General features: G+C 69.2%; 20 protein-coding genes, 8 pseudogenes and 1 other annotated feature. Of the genes and pseudogenes, 13 read left to right on the forward strand and 15 right to left on the reverse strand.

Annotation, left to right across the window (positions count from 1 at the left end):
• Positions 1-309: 309 nt before the first annotated feature.
• Positions 310-478 (reverse strand): annotated as a pseudogene (locus DMP15_RS29040) (IS21 family transposase); the annotation flags it as partial.
• Positions 479-873: 395 nt separating this feature from the next.
• Here DMP15_RS29040 and DMP15_RS29045 point away from each other — a divergent pair.
• The 5 genes and pseudogenes from DMP15_RS29045 to DMP15_RS29060 form a co-directional block, all read left to right on the forward strand.
• Positions 874-1,689, forward strand: a complete 816-nt coding sequence (locus DMP15_RS29045) for a hypothetical protein (protein WP_337826842.1) — start codon at positions 874-876, stop codon at positions 1,687-1,689.
• A gap of 115 nt (positions 1,690-1,804) precedes the next feature.
• Positions 1,805-2,602, forward strand: a complete 798-nt coding sequence (locus DMP15_RS29050; protein WP_337826843.1) for an IniB N-terminal domain-containing protein — start codon at positions 1,805-1,807, stop codon at positions 2,600-2,602.
• Positions 2,603-2,765: 163 nt separating this feature from the next.
• The gene (locus DMP15_RS29055) at positions 2,766-3,017 is read left to right on the forward strand and encodes a hypothetical protein (protein ID WP_337826844.1); all 252 of its coding nucleotides are present in this window, start codon (positions 2,766-2,768) and stop codon (positions 3,015-3,017) included.
• Positions 3,014-3,073 (forward strand): annotated as a pseudogene (locus DMP15_RS30465) (hypothetical protein); the annotation flags it as partial. The gene DMP15_RS29055 and the pseudogene DMP15_RS30465, both read left to right, overlap by 4 nt.
• A 58-nt stretch (positions 3,074-3,131) precedes the next feature.
• Positions 3,132-3,536 (forward strand): annotated as a pseudogene (locus DMP15_RS29060) (DUF6545 domain-containing protein); the annotation flags it as partial.
• Positions 3,537-3,547: 11 nt separating this feature from the next.
• Here the strand turns inward: DMP15_RS29060 and DMP15_RS29065 are convergent.
• From DMP15_RS29065 to DMP15_RS29100, 8 genes and pseudogenes are all read right to left on the reverse strand, one after another.
• Positions 3,548-3,985: an ATP-binding protein gene (locus tag DMP15_RS29065; RefSeq protein ID WP_435827817.1), complete on the reverse strand. Its 438-nt coding sequence runs from the start codon at positions 3,983-3,985 to the stop codon at positions 3,548-3,550.
• A 311-nt stretch (positions 3,986-4,296) separates the two neighbouring features.
• A pseudogene (locus DMP15_RS29070) lies at positions 4,297-4,545 on the reverse strand (IS701 family transposase); the annotation flags it as partial.
• A gap of 60 nt (positions 4,546-4,605) precedes the next feature.
• Positions 4,606-5,862 (reverse strand): IS256 family transposase, encoded by a 1,257-nt coding sequence (locus DMP15_RS29075; RefSeq protein ID WP_337826758.1) that lies wholly within the window; start codon positions 5,860-5,862, stop codon positions 4,606-4,608.
• A gap of 125 nt (positions 5,863-5,987) precedes the next feature.
• Positions 5,988-6,932: pseudogene (locus tag DMP15_RS29080) on the reverse strand (IS701 family transposase); the annotation flags it as partial.
• A gap of 112 nt (positions 6,933-7,044) precedes the next feature.
• The gene (locus DMP15_RS29085; protein WP_337826845.1) at positions 7,045-7,746 is read right to left on the reverse strand and encodes a histone-like nucleoid-structuring protein Lsr2; all 702 of its coding nucleotides are present in this window, start codon (positions 7,744-7,746) and stop codon (positions 7,045-7,047) included.
• A 173-nt stretch (positions 7,747-7,919) separates the two neighbouring features.
• Positions 7,920-8,537 carry a Fic/DOC family protein gene (locus DMP15_RS29090; RefSeq protein WP_337826846.1) on the reverse strand — a complete coding sequence of 206 codons (618 nt, stop codon included), beginning with the start codon at positions 8,535-8,537 and terminating at the stop codon, positions 7,920-7,922.
• Entirely contained in the window at positions 8,534-8,851 is a 318-nt protein-coding gene (locus tag DMP15_RS29095; RefSeq protein ID WP_337826847.1) for a type II toxin-antitoxin system Phd/YefM family antitoxin, read from the reverse strand. The genes DMP15_RS29090 and DMP15_RS29095 overlap by 4 nt, the downstream gene beginning before the upstream one ends.
• Positions 8,852-8,981: 130 nt before the next feature.
• Positions 8,982-10,055: a hypothetical protein gene (locus tag DMP15_RS29100; RefSeq protein WP_337826727.1), complete on the reverse strand. Its 1,074-nt coding sequence runs from the start codon at positions 10,053-10,055 to the stop codon at positions 8,982-8,984.
• 68 nt (positions 10,056-10,123) lie between these two features.
• Between DMP15_RS29100 and DMP15_RS29105 the strand changes: the two are divergent.
• Positions 10,124-11,042, forward strand: a pseudogene (locus DMP15_RS29105) (IS5 family transposase).
• Positions 11,043-11,159: 117 nt separating this feature from the next.
• Here DMP15_RS29105 and DMP15_RS29110 read toward each other — a convergent pair.
• A complete protein-coding gene (locus DMP15_RS29110; protein ID WP_337826848.1) occupies positions 11,160-11,960 on the reverse strand; it encodes an inositol monophosphatase family protein in 801 nt (266 codons plus the stop codon).
• 452 nt (positions 11,961-12,412) lie between these two features.
• Here DMP15_RS29110 and DMP15_RS29115 point away from each other — a divergent pair, with 452 nt between their 5' ends.
• The 4 genes from DMP15_RS29115 to DMP15_RS29130 all read left to right on the forward strand — a co-directional run bounded on the left by DMP15_RS29115 (position 12,413) and on the right by DMP15_RS29130 (position 15,644).
• Positions 12,413-13,231, forward strand: coding sequence for a 2-phosphosulfolactate phosphatase (locus DMP15_RS29115; RefSeq protein WP_337826729.1), 819 nt, complete (start codon positions 12,413-12,415; stop codon positions 13,229-13,231).
• A 171-nt stretch (positions 13,232-13,402) separates the two neighbouring features.
• Entirely contained in the window at positions 13,403-14,128 is a 726-nt protein-coding gene (locus DMP15_RS29120) for a hypothetical protein (protein ID WP_337826849.1), read from the forward strand.
• A gap of 334 nt (positions 14,129-14,462) precedes the next feature.
• Complete coding sequence (locus DMP15_RS29125) at positions 14,463-14,900, forward strand: hypothetical protein (protein ID WP_337826850.1); 438 nt, start codon at positions 14,463-14,465, stop codon at positions 14,898-14,900.
• A 345-nt stretch (positions 14,901-15,245) separates the two neighbouring features.
• Entirely contained in the window at positions 15,246-15,644 is a 399-nt protein-coding gene (locus tag DMP15_RS29130) for a hypothetical protein (protein WP_337826851.1), read from the forward strand.
• Positions 15,645-15,649: 5 nt separating this feature from the next.
• Here DMP15_RS29130 and DMP15_RS30470 read toward each other — a convergent pair whose 3' ends face one another.
• From DMP15_RS30470 to DMP15_RS30480, 3 genes and pseudogenes are all read right to left on the reverse strand, one after another.
• Positions 15,650-15,832 carry a hypothetical protein gene (locus DMP15_RS30470; protein WP_443217715.1) on the reverse strand — a complete coding sequence of 61 codons (183 nt, stop codon included), beginning with the start codon at positions 15,830-15,832 and terminating at the stop codon, positions 15,650-15,652.
• A gap of 34 nt (positions 15,833-15,866) precedes the next feature.
• A complete protein-coding gene (locus tag DMP15_RS30475; RefSeq protein ID WP_443217717.1) occupies positions 15,867-16,025 on the reverse strand; it encodes a hypothetical protein in 159 nt (52 codons plus the stop codon).
• Positions 16,026-16,041: 16 nt separating this feature from the next.
• A pseudogene (locus DMP15_RS30480) lies at positions 16,042-16,401 on the reverse strand (transposase); the annotation flags it as partial.
• A gap of 320 nt (positions 16,402-16,721) precedes the next feature.
• Between DMP15_RS30480 and DMP15_RS29140 the strand changes: the two are divergent.
• Positions 16,722-17,057, forward strand: coding sequence for a transposase (locus DMP15_RS29140; protein WP_337826732.1), 336 nt, complete (start codon positions 16,722-16,724; stop codon positions 17,055-17,057).
• Positions 17,015-17,146 (forward strand) — a sequence feature (AL1L pseudoknot). It overlaps the preceding gene by 43 nt.
• Positions 17,060-17,644 (forward strand): annotated as a pseudogene (locus DMP15_RS29145) (IS3 family transposase); the annotation flags it as partial. It overlaps the preceding feature by 87 nt.
• Before the next feature lie 364 nt (positions 17,645-18,008).
• On the opposite strand, the gene DMP15_RS29150 reads toward DMP15_RS29145, so the two are convergent.
• On the reverse strand, positions 18,009-18,137 hold the full coding sequence (locus DMP15_RS29150; RefSeq protein WP_281010836.1) for a hypothetical protein: 129 nt from the start codon (positions 18,135-18,137) through the stop codon (positions 18,009-18,011).
• A gap of 1,021 nt (positions 18,138-19,158) precedes the next feature.
• Positions 19,159-20,067, reverse strand: coding sequence for an aminoglycoside phosphotransferase family protein (locus DMP15_RS29155; RefSeq protein WP_337826852.1), 909 nt, complete (start codon positions 20,065-20,067; stop codon positions 19,159-19,161).
• Between the two features lie 175 nt (positions 20,068-20,242).
• Here DMP15_RS29155 and DMP15_RS30485 point away from each other — a divergent pair, with 175 nt between their 5' ends.
• On the forward strand, positions 20,243-20,650 hold the full coding sequence (locus DMP15_RS30485; RefSeq protein ID WP_253066741.1) for a GNAT family N-acetyltransferase: 408 nt from the start codon (positions 20,243-20,245) through the stop codon (positions 20,648-20,650).
• Positions 20,651-21,309: the final 659 nt, after the last annotated feature.

Consider the following 21,309-nt stretch of genomic DNA (forward strand, 5'->3'; position numbering starts at 1 on the left):
GAATTCGTACAGACGTCCCCGGCTGCGCTGCACGCGGCGCCGCTCCGGTCACCGTCACTCGGGACGGGTGACCGCAAGGGTCGCGACCACTGGTTCCCGGGTCACGGCCGTCGATTTCGCCAGCGTGGCCAGCTACGTCCTGCACGACGAGGTCGTGGTGCCGACGTCCCGGGGGCACGTCCCGTGTGTGATCGGCGAATCTCGAGGAGGCCACGGATCTCGGTTATGCCGTCGAGTTCCGCGTCGCTGACCGCGGTGATCCGGAATCCCCTGTTTCGCACCGTTTCGACCAGGCCCTCACGCACAAGGTCGAGCACCCTTCGCAAACGAGGTCTTCAAATAACCGTTGCTGCGCTCGACGACCCCTTTGAACTCCGGGTCGTGGCGCGGGGCCAACCGGATGCGGGTGGCCAGGGTCCCGGTGAACGCCGCCGCCGGCGCCGTGACGCGCCCTGCCGCCGATGTCGGCCTCCCGATCCGCCCCCCAGCCGCACGGGCTCCGCGGCACCGCCCGTGCGGAGCACGGCAGCGGTCACCGAGGTGGCCCCCAGATCGATCCCGAGCAGGTACGACATCACTGCTCCCCCCTCGTCGAACCGGCACGCCGGCGTAGCCCTCTCCGAGACCCATCGACGGGGCCGCCCCGGTGTTAGCCCGTGCGGCGCAGCAGTTCGAGGTTGGGGGCCGATCCCCTAACGGCCCCCTCTAGCCCGTGCGGCGCAGCAGTTCGAGGTTGGGGGCCGATCCCCTAACGGCCCCCCCACGGACCCGGAGCGATCCCCGATGGCCGGACCGGCCGGCGCCCCTAGCTTTCGTCGTCAACACCGGTCGTCGCCGACGGACCGGTCACCCCGAAGTCATCCGGAGGCCGTCATGGCGGAGAACATCTCGCTCGTCGAGTTCATCAAGCTGCTGCTCGGCAGCGGCTCCGAGAGCATCCAGGTCCGCGACTGGTTCGAGAAGGACCCGAACGCCGCCCTGCACTACTACGGCCTGTCCGAGCTGTCCCCGGAGGACATCCGCGACGCGATCGTCATCGCCCAGGACAACGACACCGTGTCCTTCGACCGCCACTACGACACCGGCTTCAGCTGGGACTCGGGCAAGGGCGGCTGGGGCTGGAACGAGGGCAAGGGCGACCACGGCGACCACGGCCACAAGGCCGCCGCATCCCAGGAGAACGTGCACGTCAAGGATGCCTGGTACACCGAGAACATCGACGACCGCGACACCATCGTCGACAACTCGGTGAACCAGAACATCGACACCGGTGGCGGCGACTTCGACCAGACCATCGACATCCGGTCGACCTCCGCCTCCGGTGACGGCGCCGTGGCCGTCGGCGGCGACAACAACGCCCCGGTCACCACCGGCAACGGCAACGTGGTGGGCGAGGGCAACCAGGTGGTGTCCGGCGACGGCAACACCACCGCCTTCGGTGAGGGCTCGGCCTACAACACCGGCGACATCTCCGCGAGCAAGGGCGGTGCGGTCTCCCTGGGCGGTGAGGCGAACGGCTCGCACGACGCGACCGACTCGTTCAACAAGACCTGGAGCGAGTCGAACGACAGCGTCGAGATCCACGACTCCGGCAACGTCGACAGCAGCGTCGACACGGTCACCAACACCGACGACAACAGCCACACCGACATCGCCTCGCACAACGACGTCGACCTGAGCGTCGGCTGAGCCCGAGCACCGCCCGGTGGACGGGCCGGTGAGCCCAGCCCGTCCACCACCTCCCGCACGACCCGAACCCTCCGCCGCGCGCCCGAGCCCGGCGGCACCCCATGAGGAGAACGTCATGTCCGTCGAGAAGTCGCTGATCCAGTTCATCCTGGACCTGCTCAAGGACCCGAAGGCCCTGGCCGAGTTCAAGGAGGACCCGCACGGCATGCTCGCCCAGTGCGGCCTGTCCGAGGTCTCCGCCGACGACGTCCGCGACGCCCTGGTCCTGGCCCAGGACAACGACGACGTGTCCTTCGACCGTGACTACAACACCGGCGGCGGCCACGGTGGCGGCCACCACCACACCCCGCCGCCGCCGCCCGTGCACCACGGCGAGGACCCGGTCAAGTACATCGACAAGTACGTGACCAACAACCACTACACCTACAACGTCGACGACCGCGACACCATCATCGACAACTCGGTGAACCAGAACGTCGACACCGGCGGCGGCGACTTCAACCAGTCGATCGACACCAAGACCACCGTCGCGTCCGGCGACGGCGCCGTCGCGGTCGGCGGCGACAACAACGCCCCGGTCACCACCGGCGACCACAACGTGGTCGGCGACGACAACCAGGTCGTCTCGGGCGACGACAACACGAGCGCCTTCGGCTCGGGCTCGGCCTACGACACCGGCGACATCTCCGCGGACAAGGGCGGCGCGGTGTCCCTGGGCGACAACGCCACGGGCTCGAACGACGCGTCGGGTTCGTTCAACGACACCCGCACCGAGACCAACACGACGGTCGACATCGACGACTCGTACAACACCGACGACAGCCAGTACACCGAGACCAACACCGACGACCACAGCCACACCGACGTCCTGTCGCACAACGACGCGAACGCCGACCTCCTGTCGCAGACCTGATCCAGCAGCTCTGCTCCGGGCGGACCAGCTGGTTCGACCGCCCGGACCGCCCGGCCCGGGTCACCCACCCGTGGGTGACCGGGGCCGTCGTCGTTCGTGTATCCACGACGGGAACGTGACGGGTGGTGTGGGCACCGTCCGCGGAGCGACGGGGGGAGCGGTCGTGGCAGTGCCGGAGGCGGTCGCACTCGTCGACCTGGCCCTCACGGCGGTCACTGCCTACGACCGCCCCGACCTGGCACCTCGGCTGCGGCAGACGAAGGCGCGGCTGACCGACCCGGTCGTGCGGGTGCTGGTCGTCGGCGAGTTCAAGCAGGGCAAGAGCCAGTTGGTGAACGCGCTGGTCAACGCCACCGTGTGTCCCGTCGACGACGACATCGCCATCGCCGTGCGGACGGTGGTGCTGTCGAGATAGACAGCGACCTCTACAAGCCGTTCCACCCGCAGTACGACCACCTGATGAAGACCGACGATCAGCTGATGGCGTCAGCGACCCGGGCCGACGGCCGAGCCTGGATGGGCACGTTTCGAGAGCCGGCTCGTTCAACGGTTGTCTTCGCTGTGGGAGGTGCTGTCGGTCGAGTTCCCCCACATCGCACTGCCCACCAGCACTCCACAAACAGTCCGGCCGCCTCGTCTGGACCGCATGGTCATCGAGGTATCCGATGGCCTGGCCTACCTCGCCCCCTGGGCGCCACCTCGTGCCGAGGCACCGTCCACAGTGGTAGCCGACATCGCCATGGCCTTGAGCAACAAACATGCGTTCGGTGTTGCCCGCTGGACCGGGCAACACCGACACGTCACCGACGACGAACTACCCCAGTGGGAACCCGAGGTCAGCTCGTGGCGCGAGCGCGCGCTGTGGATGGCCAAGCTCAGCGACGCCCTGCAACAGCGCGACGTGCTACCTATGGATCTCGCGGAGAGATCGTGACAGTGGAACTCCTAGATCCCGGCGTCCTGACGGTTCACGACACTGCACCCATCGTCGAAGGCGCCACGGTCCGCGACACTCTCGGGCGATCCCTCGCCCTCGCCCGCCACGCCGAGGCACTCGGCTACGGCCGTTACTGGACAGCGGAGCAACACGGTATGCGCGCCGTCGCAGGATGCGCGCCGGAGGTGATCTGTGCCGCCGCGTTCAACGGCGGGTTGGGAGTGACCCTGTAGCGACAAATTGGGATTGGCCCCTGGGTGGGTGGTCAGTCGTTGCTGCGCGGTTGTGTTTGGCCAGAGCTCGCGGCGGGCGCGGGTGCGGTAGGAGTCCCCGGACAGGGTCAGGACTTCGGCGTGGTGGACGAGGCGGTCGATCATGGCTGCGGCGACGACGTCGTCGGAGAAGGTCTCGCCCCAACGGCCGAAGGGCAGGTTGCTGGTGACCATGACGCTGCCTTGTTCATAGCGGGAGGAGTGGGCCCGACAACCCGAGGCGTCCCAGGTCGTAATCGGCGAACCGGTCAGCCTGGCCCTCCAGCCTGCCCAAGAGCGCTGGGGAACGACCGCCCCGGCTAGTACTGCAACGGCGTTTTGTCAGGCTGGTGGGCGTTGGCCGCGGCGGCGGTAGTGGCAGGTCCGGGCCTGGTGCTGGCGTCGTCGGCGCCAGGTGGACCAGGCGAGTGTGCTGGCCAGGCAGGCGGCTGGGGTGAGGATGAGGGTGGCGAGCAGACGCCGTATCTCGTTGCCGCTCAGCGGGATCAGGCCGGTCCGCTCGGCTGGAGATCCCCCTTTTCGGCCTCCTGTGCGCGGGTGACGGACAAGTAGGCGGCGGCGAGCATGGCCAGTGTGATGTGGGCGTACCAGGCTCGGTAGGAGCGGACTTGGTAGTGGTCGAGGCCGGCTTCGTTCTTGGAGGTCTGGAAGCATTCCTCGATCGCCCAGCGTGCGCCGGCGACGCGGACCAGCTCGCGCAGCGGCGTGGCCGCGGGGGCGGCGCAGCGGTAGAACGGGTCACGTCCGGCGGAGTGGTGTATGAGATCGACTCCGCGTGATCTTGGTTCGGGATTCTAGGCGGTTATTGCCTCGGTTGTCATGAGTGCCTCGCTGCCGGTCGGTGCGGCTTCGGTGGTGACGATGCGGATGCGTGAGCGGGCCAGTAGATCGAGGCCCATGTAGCGGCGGTTCTCGGTCCACTCATCACTCTGTTCGGCCAGGACGGCGCCGACGAGGCGGATCAGGGAGTCGCGGCCGGGGAAGATCCCGACCACGTCGGTGCGACGGCGGATCTCCTTGTTCAGTCGCTCTTGAGGGTTGTTCGACCAGATCTGGCGCCAGACCTCGCGCGGATATGCGGTGAACGCCAGCAGCTCATCGCGGGCGTTGTCGAGGTGCTCGGCTGCGTCGGGCCAGCGCGCGGTGAGAGTGTCGACCACGCGTCCGTACTGGGCTGTGACGGCGTCGGCGTCGGGCTGGTCGAAGATCGTGCGCACCTGCGTAGCGACATGCGGCTGCGCCGACTTCGGAACACGGGAGAGCAGGTTACGCAGGTAGTGGGTGCGACACCGCTGCCACGCCGCACCCGGCAACGCCGAGGCGATCGCCGCCACCAAGCCGGGATGGGCGTCGGAGATGACGAGCTGGACCCCGGACAGGCCGCGGGCGACCAGACCGCGCAGGAACGCCAACCAGCCCGCTCCGTCCTCGCTGGAGGCCACATCCAGGCCGAGGATCTCGCGGTGCCCGTCGGCGTTCACCCCGGTCGCGAGCAGCGCGTGCACGTTGACCACCCGGCCGTCTTCGCGGACCTTCACCGTGAGCGCGTCGACCCACACGAACGTGTACGGGCCCTGGTCGAGCGGGCGCTCGCGGAACGCGGCGACCTGCCCGTCGAGGTGGGTGGCCATCTCGCTGACCTGCGAACGCGACAGCGACTTCACCCCGAGTTGTTCGGCCAGCTTCTCCACCCGCCGGGTGGAGACACCGAGTAGGTAGGCCGTGGCCACGACGGTGACCAGGGCCTGCTCGGCGCGGCGGCGGTGGGTCAGCAGCCAGTCCGGGAAATAGGAGCCCTGGCGCAGCTTCGGCACCGCCAACTCGATCGTGCCCGCTCGGGTGTCCCACTCCCGGGCCCGGTAGCCGTTGCGCTGGTTCGTCCGCTCGCTGCTGCGCTCGCCATAGCCGGCCCCGCACTGCTGATCGGCCTGCGACGACATCAACGCGTTCGCCGTCGTCGCGATCATCGTCTGCAACAGATCCGGCGACACACCCGCCGAGGCGAACTCCTCGACAAGCTGGGCAGGGTCCACACTGTGTGGTGCGGCCATCGTGGTGGTCCTTCCTGGAGTTCCTTGGTCGGTACTCGAGAAAGATCACGCGGTGGCCGTCTCACGTCACGACGCCACGCCGCTCACCAGCGACGAACCCGTACACCACCTCCGCGGACGTAACCGTAGAACGCCAGCTCCCGGGTGGTCTTGCCCTGCCCGGGTTCGGTCTGGCGGCGCACGAGCAGCCAGTGTCCCCAGCCGTGGGGTAGGCCGGCCGGGTCGAGGGCGACGGTGGTCCAGTCATAGATCCGCTCTCCGTGCGCGCCCGCGCCGACCTGGCGCCGTTCCCACCCGCTGCGGCCGGTGTCGGGGTCGCGGGCGCCGGCGATCGTGGCGAGGACCTTGGCCTGGCGGCGATGCCCGTCCGGGCTGGTCAGGACGTCGTCGTTGCGAGTGGCCAGCACGAACGGAATCTCCCGGTCGGCCAGCCAGGTGCGGAAGGTCGGATTCTGTCCGTAGATCTCGTCGGCGGTCACCCACGAGCGGGGTGTGAGGGCCCCGCAGGCGTGGGCGCGGTCGAGCATCGCCAGCCCGAGCTGGGGTTTCGTGGCGAACCCGACCTCATCGGGCACGTCGGCTCTGGCGCAGCGGTCCCGGTCCTCGGTCCACGAGGTCGGCAGGTAGAGCTCGCGGTCGATCAGCGCCCGCCCCTTCGAGCTGGCATAGGCCAGGAACACCCCGAGCTGACAGTTGTCGACCTTGCCGCTGGTACCGGTGTACTGGCGTTGCACTCCCGCCGAACGCAGGCCCTTCTTGATGAACCCGGTCTCGTCGACCACGAACACCTCACTTGCGGGGTCGCCGAGGGCGTCGAGGACGTAGTCGCGCACGTCGTCGCGGACCCCGTCGACGTCCCAGTCAGCGGTGCGCAGCATCCGCTGCGTCCCGTCCGGCGAGACCGCCCCCGCATGCTCGGCCAGAGTCCACCCGTTCTTGCGCTCCAACCCGGCCAGCAGGCCGCGCACATACGCCCCGGCCCGCGCGCGGGGCTCACGACGGAAGAACCGCGGCCCGATCGACGCGATGACCTGGTCCAACGCCGCTACCCATCCAGCAAGATCCACCACCCGGCGATCATCACCGCCGAACCCGGATCAGCCTCTCACGACACGCCGAAACGCCGTTGCAGTACTAGGACCTGGTTGATGACCCGCCGTCGATGTAGGGCGGCGCGCGGGGCTATCCGCTGAACTGGGCGGCCTGTGGCCGCGTCGTCGGCGCGGCCTTCTCCGGGGCGGACGGCGAGGTGTTCGAGTCGTGGTCGCAGTAGGCCTCGACGACCTCGGCAGGAATACGCCCCCGCTCGGAGACGGAGTATCCGTTCTCCCGCGCCCACACGCGCACCGCCTGGTTGTGGCGCCGAGCCTCGGTCGAGCCCGCCCCCGCGGCAGCCTCGCGACGGCGTGCGCGCCGGCTGCCTCCTGCGGTTCGCGCGGCGGAAACGAACGGGGCGAGCTTGTTCCGGAGCGTCGCGGCGTTGGCCGCATTGAGGTCGATCTCGAATTGCTTTCCGTCGAGGGCGAAAGCGATGGTCTCATCAGCTGCCGCGCCGTCAAGGTCGTCGATCAGCTGTACCGTTTTGATTCGCGCCACTGCGTCACCCTCTGCTGTATTGATGCTCGGTGCCGAGGGTAGTGGATGCTCTGCGGGAGACATGCATTCCCCCGGACCAGTGATAGTGCGGGCCAGCGTTGTCGTGATGGCCCGGGCGGTGGCGCTTCCCGGGTGGTAGGCGAGGTAGGTGGCCAGGATCCGCAGGGCGGTCAGTGCCTCGTTCTCCCGCTCGACCCACTCGCTCCGGCGGGCGTCGCATGCGTTCCGGAACGCTGATTGAAGCTCACGGGACAGGGCGGTTCCTGCCACGATGACGGGGTCTGACATCACGGTCCTCTCGCACAGCACCGGGGATAGGGCTCAGTGTGCGACAGGGGGCCGACAATTCTTTAGGCCCGCCAAGCCAGGCTCGGCGGACAAACCGACAGGAACGCGTTGCCGACCCGGCACAAGCGGCACGCCCCTCGAGAATCGGGCCGACGTCCAGGCGGAGGCGCTGCTCAGCTGTCGCTGGAGGCCGGCCGCGACCGGGGTAGCTGACGGAGTGGCCTGATGAGGCGGACGAGCATGGTGTGCAGGGCGGAGCTGTCACCGGCCAGCGAGAGCGCAGACGCGCGGTTGTTCTCGGCGGGGTCCATCGCGGTCCAGCGCAGCTCGTAGCCGGCGTCGTGGGCGAGCTGGGCCAGGAACGCCCGCTGGGTGCGCCCGTTGCCCTCCCGGAACGGGTGCAGGGCGTTGATGTCGGCCAGCAGTTCGGCCAGGCCGGTGACGAAGCCGTCGAGGTCACGCCCGCGCAGGACCTGCTCGGAGTGGAGGCGGTCGAAGATGTCGGCGGCGAAGGTCTCGAGGTGCTGAGGGAGGCAGAACAGCTGTCCCTTGCCGATGGACACGGTGCGCAGCTGACCGGCCCAGTCGTAGAGGTCGCTGAAGATGTGGTGGTGGAAGTCCTGCAGGTGGTCCAGGTCGTAGCGTCCGGGCAGCGGCGCCTGGCGCAGCTCGATCAGGCGTAGCGCGGTGAGCTCGGCCTCGGCCTGGGCGAGCTCTCCCGGATCGGTGATCCCCAGCCGGTTCCGCAGAACGCCGGTGGCGAGGTCGAGGTAGGGGTCCGGGCCGGTCAACGGCGGTAGCGGGCCAGGACACGCTCACGAGCCTCGCCGGTACTCAACGAGCCTGTTGCGACACCGTCGAGCAGCGCCAGACCCTCCGCGCTCGGCTCCAGGCCCTCGGCCCGGACCGAGGCGAGGGCCTCGTCGACATCGGCGCGGCGCTGCGCGGCCCCAATGAGCTGTTCGTAGCGCGCCACCGACATCACCACCGCCTCGGGCTTGCGATGAGCACCGACGAACACCGGCTCGGCCTCGGGCTCCTGCACCCGCTTCAACGTCGCCGCCAACGCCGTACGGAACTCACGAAACGACAACACCTCAGGCACCCACACACCGCCCAGCGTACCCGAACGCGTACACATTCGAGTACGCGCCGCGGACTCGTTGAGGGCTAGTGCAAAGCACAGCGCACTGAGCCCTACGCCGATCTGGACTCCGGCCGTGTAAGCGCATCGATCAGCAGGTCGGCAGATCAAGCATCAGAGAAGCCACCGACAGGTAGAACGGTGCGGGCACCGGCGGGCCACGCAGCCGGGAGACCCGCCCGAGCATCAGGCGGGGCCATCGCGGGGCGTCCCGGACGCCCGTCAGCAGCACCGTGACGCGAGCGGGGTTGGCAGGATCGAACGCGAGCCCCGGTCCGTAGGTTCCGCGGGCCATCCAGATTGGAGTACCCGGCGCGTCGGTGTCGAGGAACCGCCGCGGTTGCGACCAGTCCGCGCGGTCGGCGCTGGGGTGTGCCGCTGTGCTCCACCAGAGGCCCTGCGGCGGGAAGCCGCCCGTGTTGTGCAGGTCGGATCCGCGTGCAAGCAGCATCATCCACCTGTCGCCGCGCGGCGCGATCGCGATGTCGAAGAAGCCCTCGTCCGGCCCGGCGAACACACGCGGCGGTGTCCAACCGGTCAGGCCGTCCTCGCTCTCGACGCAGTGCAGCTCGTAGTCGGGGTGCTCGCCGGGACCGATCTCGTGCGGGTTGGCCTGATACCACATCCGGTAGCGACCCCCGGAATGAACGACGCGCGGTTCGAGCACGCTCCATCGCGGGCCGCTGCCCTCCAGCACCGGCGCTCCGCGCCGCCGCCACTGGCCGTCGACGTGCTCCAGCACGCCGATCGCGTACCTGCTCCCGGGCCCGTAAAGCTTGGCGTTCGCCCGGCCCGAGTAATAGATCCGAGCGCCGTTGCCCGCAGCCGGCGGGACGTAGCTCGGGGTGTGCATGCCGGCAGCGTCCCAACTGCCCTTCGGCGGGTCGGCGGCCAGCGGTCGGGCCCGGCCCCGAGGGTCGCAGGCGACCCGCCATGGACCGCCGGGGCCGGTCGCCTCGTCGACCAGGTGCGCGCGGAACAGGCGGTTGCGGAACATGGTGGTGAAGCCGCCGACGAACAGGGTCCACCGGTCGTCGACGAGGTGAACGTTCGGGTCACCGACACCGAGTAGCCCTCGCGGCATCGGACCGTCAAGCATGTCCCACAGCACAATCGGCGCGGGGCTGCCCTGGGATCGCCACAGGTCGGGCTGGTCGGCGTTCATGAGTGCGACCTCCTGGCTGGAGACGCGCGGCAGCGCGCTGAGACCGTGTTTGAGAAGGGTCGGCGTGTCTGCGCCGCGCGGGCCGCGCTCTGGTCCATCGTGGACGGGTGGCTCGGCGTCAGCGGCGGTATCCCTCGGACACCAGCGATGAGCAGTGGGCGTTGATCGAACCGCTGTTGCCCGAGGCCGGGGCGGGTGGGCGTCCGGAGAAGCACCCGCGCCGGGACGTGGTCGACGCGATCCTCTACGTCGTGCGGGCGGGGTGCGCTTGGCGGGCTCTACCAGCGGACTTCCCGCCCTGGCAGACCGTCTACTGGTATTTCAACCGGTGGGAACAGCAGAAGGTCACCGAGAAGATCCTCCCGGTCGTGCGCCGTCAGCTACGTGCCGACGAGGGGCGGGACCCGGAACCGAGCGCGGGGATCATCGACTCGCAGTCGGTGAAGGGTGCCGACACCGTCGGGCAGGACTCGCGCGGCTTCGACGCAGGGAAGAAGATCAACGGCCGGAAGCGGTTCATCGTGACCGACACCCTGGGCCTGCTGTTGACCACGGTGGTGTGCTCGGCGTCGGTGCAGGACCGCGACGGGGCGAAGTCGATCCTGCTCGACCTGTACCTGCGCACCAGGGTGCGGTTCGTCTACGCCGACGCCGGGTTCGCCGGACGCCTGCTGGAGTGGGCGAACACGATCCTGCGCACCAGCGTCGAGGTCGTGCGCAAACCGCCTGAGCAGCGCGGGTTCGCCGTCCTCCCGCGCCGCTGGGTGGTCGAGCGGACACTGGCCTGGCTGACCGCACACCGCCGTCTGGCCCGCGACTACGAACGCCACCCCGCCGTCTCCGAGGCCATGATCCGCTGGGCCGCGATCAACACCATCACCCGCCGCATCGCCCGCGGCAAGCCGGCCGCCCGCCAACAGAAATACGTCTTCACACCCGCGACTTGATCTTCTCAAACACGCTCTGACTCCCCTGCGGATCAGGTAGGTCGGTTCCAGAAACTACCGCGGTGTCCGGTTCGGCAGCAACCGGCTCACACGATGCCTACGTTCCTGCGGCCCTTACGTCCCGATCACTCACGATGCCCCTCCGCGGCTGGTCCAGCTACTCGCTCAGCAGGTGCTCGAGCAGGTCACTGATGCCCGGCACCGCAAAGAGCACCTCGGCGCCGTCCAGGTCCGGCGGCAGCGTCCGGGCAGGTCCCGGCAGGAGTGTGCGCACAGCGCCGGCCTCGGTCGCGATCAGGCCGCCGGCCGCGACGTCCCATGGGTGCAGGGTCTCGGTGTGCGCATCCAGGCGTCCGGCGGCAAGCCAGGCGAGGTCGAGAGCGGGCGAGGACGCCCGGCGGATGTCCTGGCAGTGCGTGATCAGCCGGCGGATGCGTTCGACGAGCGCGTCGATGTCGGGGCGGACGTGCGGGAACCCGGTGCTGACGATCGCGTCGGCGAGCGAGCCCCGGTCGGTCACCCCGATCGGGGCTCCGTCCAGAGCGGCTCCCCGCCCGAGGATCGCGGTGAACGTCTCGTCCAGCAGGGGAGCGTGTACCACGCCAGCCTGGACGACGCCGTCGATGGCAAAGGCGATCGAGACGGCGACGTAGCGGTGCCCGCGTGCGAAGTTCGCCGTCCCGTCGATCGGGTCGACGATCCACAACGGTCCCTCGCCGACGACGGGCAGGTCACCGGACTCCTCGCTCAGCACTGGGACGCTTGGGATGCAGCTGCCGAGTACGCCCCGGATGATCCGGTCCGAGCGCAGGTCGGAGTCCGTGACTGGCTCGACGCCGTCCTTCATCTGCAGTACCGGCCCGCCGTCCGCCTGCGCCGCGCGGGCGATCTCCCGCCCGGCGGTCCGCGCAGCTGACACGGCGCAGTCGAGCACCGCGTGCAGGTCGTAGTTACCCATAGTCGTCCACAGTGCAGCACAGCGCAGATCTAGTCCCACCGGAAACGTTCGTGGTGTCGAGCGCAGGGTTGCGGAGTCGGGTGACTCAGGTAGAGCAACGGATTCACGGGCTCGTAGCAGTACGACCGGCGAGAAGGCATGACGACAGCGATCCGGGAGCCCGCCCAATCGCGCTCAGGGGCTCCCCTACTCCAGATCTGGTCCCGGCTACTGGTCACGAGGGAGTCTGACCCGGTGCAGGGCGGAGCTGTCATCGGCCAACGAGAGCGCGGACGCTCGGTGTTCTCGGCCGGGTCCATCCCGGTCCAGCGCAGCTCGTATCCCGCGGGGTGGACGAGCTGGGCCAGGAACGCCCGTTGGGTGCGCCCGTTGCCCTCCCGGAACTTATCTGCACGGAGAAGACAGTCTTCGCCGGTGCGACGAGGAGCCGCGCGTCATGGACTAGTCTTCGGGTGACTGTGATCATCCGCTGCATCGCTGATCGAAGTACTGTTCACCGCGTGATATCAGGGTCGACTGCTCATGGGCAGAGCGCGTATTCGCTCCGCATGGAGTGGGGCCTCGCCGGAGCCGCTGCTGTGGTTCCGGACTGCGATATCGCCGTAGTCGTCGACGTCCTGAGCTTCACCACGACGTTGACCGTGGCCGCCGATCGAGGCGTCGTCGTCTATCCGCTGCCCTGGCGAAAGGATGCGGCCGCCACTTTCGCTGCTGCCCGTGCTGCGACTCTCGCCGTTGGCAGATCGGAAGCCCGAGCAGGTCAGGTCAGCTTGTCGCCGGCCAGCATCCGGAACGCTCAATCGTTAGAGCGTCTCGTACTTCCGTCTCCTAACGGGTCTTCGATCAGCTTCGAGCTCGCTAGGTCGCAGGCAGACGTGCTCGGTTGCAGCCTGCGCAACCGCGCCGCCGTGGCAAGTTGGATCCAGGCCCGCCGCGCCGCCGCCCCAGACATTCGCGTCGCAATCATCCCGGCCGGCGAGAAGTGGCCAGACCGGAGCCTCCGCCCTGCCGTGGAAGATCTATGGGGAGCAGGCGCACTGATCTCTGCATTGCACAGCTTCGGCTGGACTGACCTTTCGCCGGAGGCTTTTGTCGCAGCAACGTCGTTTGAGACCGCCTCGGCTCAGATCACTCAGCTGCTCCGTGAATGCGCCAGCGGGCGGGAACTGATCGACAGCGGATACGAGGACGACGTCCAAACCGCGAGTGAACTGGACTCCAGCTCACTCGTCCCGATCTTGCGGGGCGACATGTTCGTTGCCAACGTCTAGTTCGGGGATCCTGGCCGACGCCGGTAGGAGGCGAACATAACCGTCAGCCAGTGGGACGCGGCCGCCATCAGCCTCTACCCGCGGGTTGTCTGGGTAAAGAGTAGTTCAACAACCTTGATGATCCGCAGGTCCGAGCGCTAATGAGGGGGTGACGCGGCCGATAAGCGGTACGTGACTACGCCGCAGAGCCCCTACCAGGGCCACCCTCAGCAGCAGCCCTACTACGGTCAGTACCCGCCCCAGCAGGGCGGCCAGTACCCGCCGCAGGGCTACCCGCCCCCGCAGGGCCAGTACCCGCAGTACAACCAGGCCCCGCAGATCCCGCCGCCCGCGCCGAAGAAGAAGCGCACCGGGCTCAAGGTGACCCTCGGGATCCTCGTCGCGATCGTCGTCATCGCGATCGCCACCGGCGGTGGCGGCGACGAGCAGGCCCCGGCCGCCGCCTCAGGAGACGCGAACGCCGCCCCTGCCGCCGCCGGTGCCGCCGCGAGCGGGGACCAGTCGGTGAAGTTCGGGCAGGAGGCCACCTCCGGAGACCTGGCCATCTCGGCGTCCGCACCCGAGCAGGTCACCGAGTTCGGCATGACGCAGGCGTGCTCGACGGTCACCTACAAGAACAACGGGTCCAGCCCGGCGTCGTTCAACCCCGTTCGACTGGAAGTTCACCACCCCGGCCGGGGTCGAGGCGTCCGCGTCGATCCCGTTCAACGCCGGGGCGAAGGCGCTGAACTCCGGTCAGCTCGCCCCGGGCGGCACCACCTCGGGGATGATCTGCGGCGACCAGCAGACCACCGACGTCAACGCGGTCAAGTACGCGCCCTCGTTCAGCTTCTCCGACCCGATCACCTGGACGAACTGACCTCCATCCCCCGAGCTGCGCGCCGAAAGCCGGGGTAGTCACGCACAACGACACGGCGCGCAACCGAGGCCCCCGCCACAGCACCCCTGCGGCGGGGGCCTCATCATCTCCGCGGCAGGCCCCGCCGCCATCGAGCCAGCTGCGCTGTCGACGACGGTCTCGACACCGCCGCGAGACCAGATCTCCAGGCGCAGGCGGATCCCGAGGGGCTCGCGTGGGGCTGCCGTAGCGTCGCGGCGATGCCCTCCTTCCACCTCCGTCTCCTCGACCAGTAGGGGGCGCCGTGAGCTGGGGGACTCGCTGGCCCTGACGCTCACCTCGGTCTTCAACTCCGTCGCCGGCCTTCTGGGGTTTCTGATCGCGGCGTGGGTGATGCCCCAGGAGGAGGTCGGGCGGGCGACGGAGTTCGTCTCGGCCATGCAGCTGATCGGCGGCGCGGCTCAGCTCAATCTCGGTATCGGCATCATGAGGTGGCTGCCCGGGGCAGGCCGCAAGTCCGTGCGGCTGGTGTTCGGCAGCCTGCTGCTGATCATGCCGTTGTCCGGGCTGGCCGGGCTGGTCTACGGGCTGCTCGTCCCGCGGGTGGCGTTGGTCGCCGCCGGCGAGGGTTCCTTCGGGTTCGGCCTGTTGCTGCTGGTGCTGGGCTGTGCCGGGTGGGGCGTGTTCGTCGTGCACGACTTCGTCATGGTCGCCGCGGGCCGGCCCTGGCTGGCGGTCTGGCGAAGCGGGACCTTCGCCGTGGCCCGATCGGCCTGCTCGCCGTGCTCGGGGCAGGCCTGGCCTCGCAGGGCATGGTGCTGTCCTGGGTGATCCCGGTCGTGGTGTGGATCGGGGTCGGCACGATCGTGCTGTGGTTCCTGGTCCGCAGATTCGCCGCCGCGGGCGGGCCCGGTGTCCTGCCCAGCCGGGCCACGATGGCCGGGTTCCTCGCCCCGACCGCGGTGGCCCAGCTCGGGGCAGTGCTGCTCTACAACCAGATCCCGCTGCTGGCGAACTTCCGGATGGGTAACGCCATCGGCGCGGTGTTCTTCATCGCCTGGCAGGCCACCGTCGTCATCGACACCGCCGCGGTGTTCTTCACCAACTCCCTCGCCGTGCAGACCGCGCGCGAGCCTCACCGCGCCGTCGAAGCTCGCCCGCCGGACACGACGCCGCATGCTGGTGCTGTTCGTCCCGCTCCTCGCCCTGGGCGCGGCCCTGGGCTGGCCGGTCCTGCGGGTCCTGGGACCCGGCTACACCGTCGGCGCACCGATCATCGCCGCGCTCATGGTCGGTGTGCTGTTCCGGCTCGTGGTGGTCTTCGAGCTGGCTCGACGCCAGGCCGACGGCGACGGCACCGGTTACGCCCGCCTGTCGCTGCTCAACTGCGGGCTGGTCGTCGCCATCGCCTCGCTCACCCCACTGCCGGACCCGGCAACGACACACCCCGCGCTGGTCATGCTGCCCTTCGTCCTCGGCTACCTCGTCGTCCAGACCGCCTTCGCAGCCGTCCTGACCGTCACCGACAGGCGAGCACGGTGCCGCACCTCGAACCGTTCCTTAGAGCGTGTTTGAGAAGATCAAGTCGCGGGTGTGAAGACGTATTTCTGTTGGCGGGCGGCCGGCTTGCCGCGGGCGATGCGGCGGGTGATGGTGTTGATCGCGGCCCAGCGGATCATGGCCTCGGAGACGGCGGGGTGGCGTTCGTAGTCGCGGGCCAGACGGCGGTGTGCGGTCAGCCAGGCCAGTGTCCGCTCGACCACCCAGCGGCGCGGGAGGACGGCGAACCCGCGCTGCTCAGGCCGGTTTGCGCACGACCTCGACGCTGGTGCGCAGGATCGTGTTCGCCCACTCCAGCAGGCGTCCGGCGAACCCGGCGTCGGCGTAGACGAACCGCACCCTGGTGCGCAGGTACAGGTCGAGCAGGATCGACTTCGCCCCGTCGCGGTCCTGCACCGACGCCGAGCACCACCGTGGTCAACAGCAGGCCCAGGGTGTCGGTCACGATGAACCGCTTCCGGCCGTTGATCTTCTTCCCTGCGTCGAAGCCGCGCGAGTCCTGCCCGACGGTGTCGGCACCCTTCACCGACTGCGAGTCGATGATCCCCGCGCTCGGTTCCGGGTCCCGCCCCTCGTCGGCACGTAGCTGACGGCGCACGACCGGGAGGATCTTCTCGGTGACCTTCTGCTGTTCCCACCGGTTGAAATACCAGTAGACGGTCTGCCAGGGCGGGAAGTCCGCTGGTAGAGCCCGCCAAGCGCACCCCGCCCGCACGACGTAGAGGATCGCGTCGACCACGTCCCGGCGCGGGTGCTTCTCCCGGACGCCCACCCGCCCCGGCCTCGGGCAACAGCGGTTCGATCAACGCCCACTGCTCATCGCTGGTGTCCGAGGATACGCCGCTGACGCCGAGCCACCCGTCCCAGATGGACCAGAAGCGCGGCCCGCGCGGCGCAGACACGCCCGACCCTTCTCAAACACGGTCTTAGGCCCGGCGCCGGAGTGACTGCGCAGAGATACACGTAAGTAATCAATGAACTGCGGAGTAACCATGCGCCAGCAGCTCAGACACCGGCGGTGCATGTGCGGTGGCGCGCCGCATGCGGTGTGAAGCGCCCCGGATGTGGTGGAGGCTCTGATCCCACGGGAAGGTGGAGATCGTGCCGGCACCGAGGAAGTTCAGCGACGAGATGCGCGAGCGCGCCCAGCGCATGGTCCGTGAAGCACGCCGGCAAGAGCCGGGGCTCTCGGTCAACGCGGCGTGCAAGCGGATCGGCCCGCAGTTGGGGATCCTCCCCGACACGTTGCGCGGCTGGTGCAAACAGGCCGACATCGACGACGGTCTGGCCGCGGGTGTGACCACTGCAGAGTCCGAGGAGCTCAAGCGGCTGCGGCGGGAGAACGCCGAGCTGCGGCGGGCGAACGAGATCCTCAAGACCGCGTCGGCGTTTTTCGCGGCGGCGGAGCTCGACCGCCATATCCGCTGATCGTGGCCTACATCGATCAGCACAAGCGCCGCTTCGGGGTCGAGCCGATCTGTGCTGCCCTGCGCGCGCAGGGCATCGCGGTCGCCCCGAGCGGCTACTACGCGCACAAGAAGCGGGGTCCGTCGCGGCGGGCGCTGCACGACGCGGCGCTGGCCGAGACGATCGAGGCCACCTTCTTCGACCGGGACAAGGGCCGCGGGCTCTACGGGGCCCGCAAGATGTGGCACCAGTTGCGCCGCGACGGCGTCACCGGCCAAGGCGGCGAGCCGGTCGCGCGCTGCACCGTGGAACGACTGATGCGCGAGCTCGGGCTGCGCGGCGTGCGCCGCGGTCAGCCCACGATCACCACCCGGCCCGACCAGCACGCCGGGCGGGCCCCGGACCTGGTCGACAGGGACTTCACCGCGGCGCGGCCCAACCAGCTCTGGGTCGTGGACCTGACCTACGTGCCGACATGGTCGGGGACGGTGTTCACCGCGTTCGTCTCCGACGTGTACTCCCGGCGGATCGTCGGGTGGCGCTGCGCCGCGCGGATGCCCACCGAGCTCCCGCTCGACGCCCTGGAGATGGCGCTGTGGACCCGTGGGTGCATGGGCCAGCAAGGCGGGATCTGGCGGCAGGTCGGGGCGAGAGTAGGGATGGCGATGGTGTCCATCCAGCGGGCCAGCTCGTCCCACGCGGCTGCAGCCTCCTGGGCGGACAGTCGCGCCCACACCACTGGCCCGGCCCCGTCGCGGTCGGGCGGGCCTGGGGCAGTCGCGGCCGCGAGTTCGTCGATCTGGGGTGCGAGCTCTGCCAAGACCGCGGCCTGCTCCCGGCTGTATTGATCGAGCTCGCCGAGTCTGCGCTCGGTGTAGGAGTGGCGTTCGTCGTGAGCGCGCAGTGTGGCGCGCAGTGCGGTCACCGCTTCGAGCAGCTCCTCGATCCGAGGATCACCCGCCTGCGGGCCGGTCACGACCGTCGCCCTCGGTGCGCGGTGGGGTCCTCGACCGCGGTCCACACCGCCTGGGGCCCGGCCATGGTGATCATGAGGCGCGGGGTGGGGCGAGCGGTGACCGTACTGGGTGCGGTTCTGGTCATGGCTGCCTTCCTGTACTGGGGGTGTGCGAAGAGTGGCCGGCGAGGGCGTAGGGATCTCACGGGTTTCCCTCGAGCAGCGCGATGATCCGGTCGTTGAGCGCGTCGGCGTCGTCGGCGATGCTGTCGAGGAGGGTGAGGACCTGGTCCAGACTGGGTGTTTCTCGCCCGCGGCCGCCCGGGTGCGCACGGTGGGGACGTCCGGCGGCGAGTCGTGCTCGCCGGGCTGTGATGCGCGGGCGGCGGTGAGTGCGAGCCGGGTACGGATGGTGCGCGCGGTGATGGGGCGGTAGTCGTCGTGCCAGCCGTAGCGGTCGATGGCCGGCAGGAGTGTGGCGGCGGCGCACCACCGCTGGGGGGCCCGGCACTGGTGACGGTGCGGGCCGGTGGCGGTCGGGGCGTGGGCGCGGGTGAGGTCCATGCGGGCCGATCCGCGGCCCAGCCCGTCGAGGACGCCGAGGAGCTCCAGCCAGCGCACGACGGCACACGTCGGGCAGCGCCGCGGGTCGACGTCGACAGGCACCGGCTGTGCCCCGACCCGCACGCCCTCGTCGTCGACGATGACCGCGGCGGGGACCAGCTCCCGCACCCGTGCCTGCGGCAGGTCCAGGACCACGGTGGCGACGACGAGGAAGGCGTCGCGGCGGCCGTGGAGCCCGTGGGGCCAGCGCGGGTCGCGCAGGCAGCGATCATCTCGCCCGGATCAGGGACGCCCGCGCGAGCAGCCCGCGGCCGCGGAAGCGCGGCGGGCCCGGTCTCGGGGCGAGGGAGTAGATACCCGGTCTGGCGGTGAACGGCGGCGATCGCGCGCACCCGCCGAGCCTGGGTGGCCGGGCGGGCCGGCAGCGCGGCGAAGAACCCGACCAGTGTGGGCACCGTGGTCGGCAGAGCTGGTTGCCCGGTCGCGGCGGCGTAGTCGCAGAACAACGCCCACTCCCGGCCGTAGCCGGCACCGGCGGCGTCCCGGGGCGGTGATGCGGCAGGCGCCGGACTCGCACGATCGGTCGTCGATCGATTCGCCGGGTCACTCATGGTTCAGGACCGGTTCCAGTGCCTTCCGGCCGGCCGGTCCCCAGGCCGGTTTGCCGCCGGGTAGGCCCCGGTCGCCGTTCTGGCCCATCAGCATCAGGAACAGGCTCTTGAGCAGAGCCAGCCCCCGAGCACGCCGCATCGTCGCCTCGTCGACCTCTGCGTAGGCGGAGAAGAAGTGCTCGGCCATGCCCGCTGGGAGCACCACCCAGGCGGCCGCGAGATCCACCGCGGGGTCGCCGGCGAACAGGGCCCCGAAATCGACCACCCCGGTCAGCGTCCCGTCCGCGATGACGACGTTCGCGGGGTGCAGGTCGCCGTGCACCCACATCCGCGGCCCGGCCCACCCGGGGGTGGCGACGGCGTCCTGCCAGACCGCGCGAGCTCCGGCGGTATCGACATCGAACGCGGCTGTGTCGATCGAGCCCAGGAAGTGCTCGAAGCCTCCGGTGCTCTCGCGAGGGTGGGCTCCGATTCCCATGTCATCACCGGGTGCGTCGCCCGGTGCTGGGACGTGCAGGGCCTGGAGGAACGCGGCGAGGGTGTCGGCGGCGTGCTCGGGCCGGGCGATCACCCCGTGGTCCAGCGGGCAACCGGGCACCCAGGTCATGACGGTCCACAGCTTCCCGAAGCGCTCGCACGGTGTGCCGGCGCGGACCGGGACGGGGATCGGTAACGGCAGTCGTGGCGCGAGCTGGGGTAGCCAACGCCTCTCTTTGAGCTGTGGCTCCGGGGTGGTGTCCATGCGTTGGATCCGCACCGCGAGTTCGTCCCCGAGGCGCCACATCTGGTTACCCCAGCCGCCCTCGACCTCGCTGAGGGGCAGCCCTGCCAGGTCTGGGTGCTGGTCCTGCAGCAGCTCGCGGACCAGGCCCTCGGTGATCTCCGGCTCGGTCTGGGACACACCTCAGACCGTAGCGGGGGGCGCCGACGGCGAACCCGGGTCAGCCGGTGCCGACACAGGAGATGGTCGCCCGGTGATCGTTACGCTCGAGGTCGTGACGACCCGGCGTGTCCGTAGGGCGAGGGCACACGACGTTGAGGCCGTTGTACGGCTTCGTGTCGAGATGTTCCGGGCGATGGGGGTCCCGCAGCATGGCTCCGCCGATTGGCAGGCCGCGGCGACGGAGTGGTTCACGCGGCGGCTGGAGGACCCACGCTTCTGCATCGTGGTCGTCGAGGTGGATGGCGCGGTCGTCGCGACCGCCTTGGGCACACTCCGAGAAGCGCCCCCATCACCGCACTCGACCGAGGGCGATGTGCTGATCAGCAACGTATGCACTGATCCTGGGGCTCGGGGTCGGGGTCACGGCCGCGCAGCCTTCGACGCCGTGCTCGCTTGGAGTCACACCGTTGATGCGGGCCGCGCGGAGTTGCTCGCCACCGATGACGGTCGTCGAATGTACGAGGAATCCGGTTTCAGCGTTTCACGCACACCGGTGATGCGCGCGCCCCTGCATCCGCGGCGCGGACGCCTCATCAGGTAGCCGCTCACCGCGGCCGATTGGGCCGGTGCCGGGTCGTGGTGCGCCTGGATGCGCACACCGAGACCCTGCACCTATGGGACGTCGCGGCCGGCGGCCTGATCGCGACCCAGGCAGGTGCTATGCGCACGCTCGGGGTCACCGCTGGCACTGGGTACGTCCCTACGACTATCGCCGGTGCTCAACGGTATGAGGTAGTCCCGTGGACCGGTGGAGATCAGGCTGTGTGGGGATGAGGGCGTGCTACCTGTTGGGGTTCTTTACTCTGCGGGAGACGGCGTCATCAAACTCTCGTCGCAGGATTGAACGTGAATCTGCGGACCCCCAAACCCGGCGACCGAGGTATCGCCACTCGGCTTTTTCGTCCTGGTTTGAATCATCTGTCTCGGTCATGTACTGCTGAAACCCCACATCGAATGCGCGTTGTCCCTTTTCGGTTCCGTCGTGCGTGAGGCCCGCTCTAGCCAACGGGAAATCCGTATCTGGAAGTAGCACTATTAGTGCGGCAGTTTCAAGTGGGTCAGCTTTTGGGTGTAGGCGACTCCCGATCTGACGCAAGATTTTCTAACTCGTGAAGGTTGGTGCGTTCGCGGGTTAGATCTAGGTTCGACTTATACAGAGCGTAGAGTGCGACGATGAGGGCGACTAGGCTTAGTGCAGCT

The organism is Pseudonocardia sp. UM4_GMWB1, assembly GCF_017312155.1.
Classification (GTDB): Bacteria; Actinomycetota; Actinomycetes; order Mycobacteriales; family Pseudonocardiaceae; genus Pseudonocardia; species Pseudonocardia alni.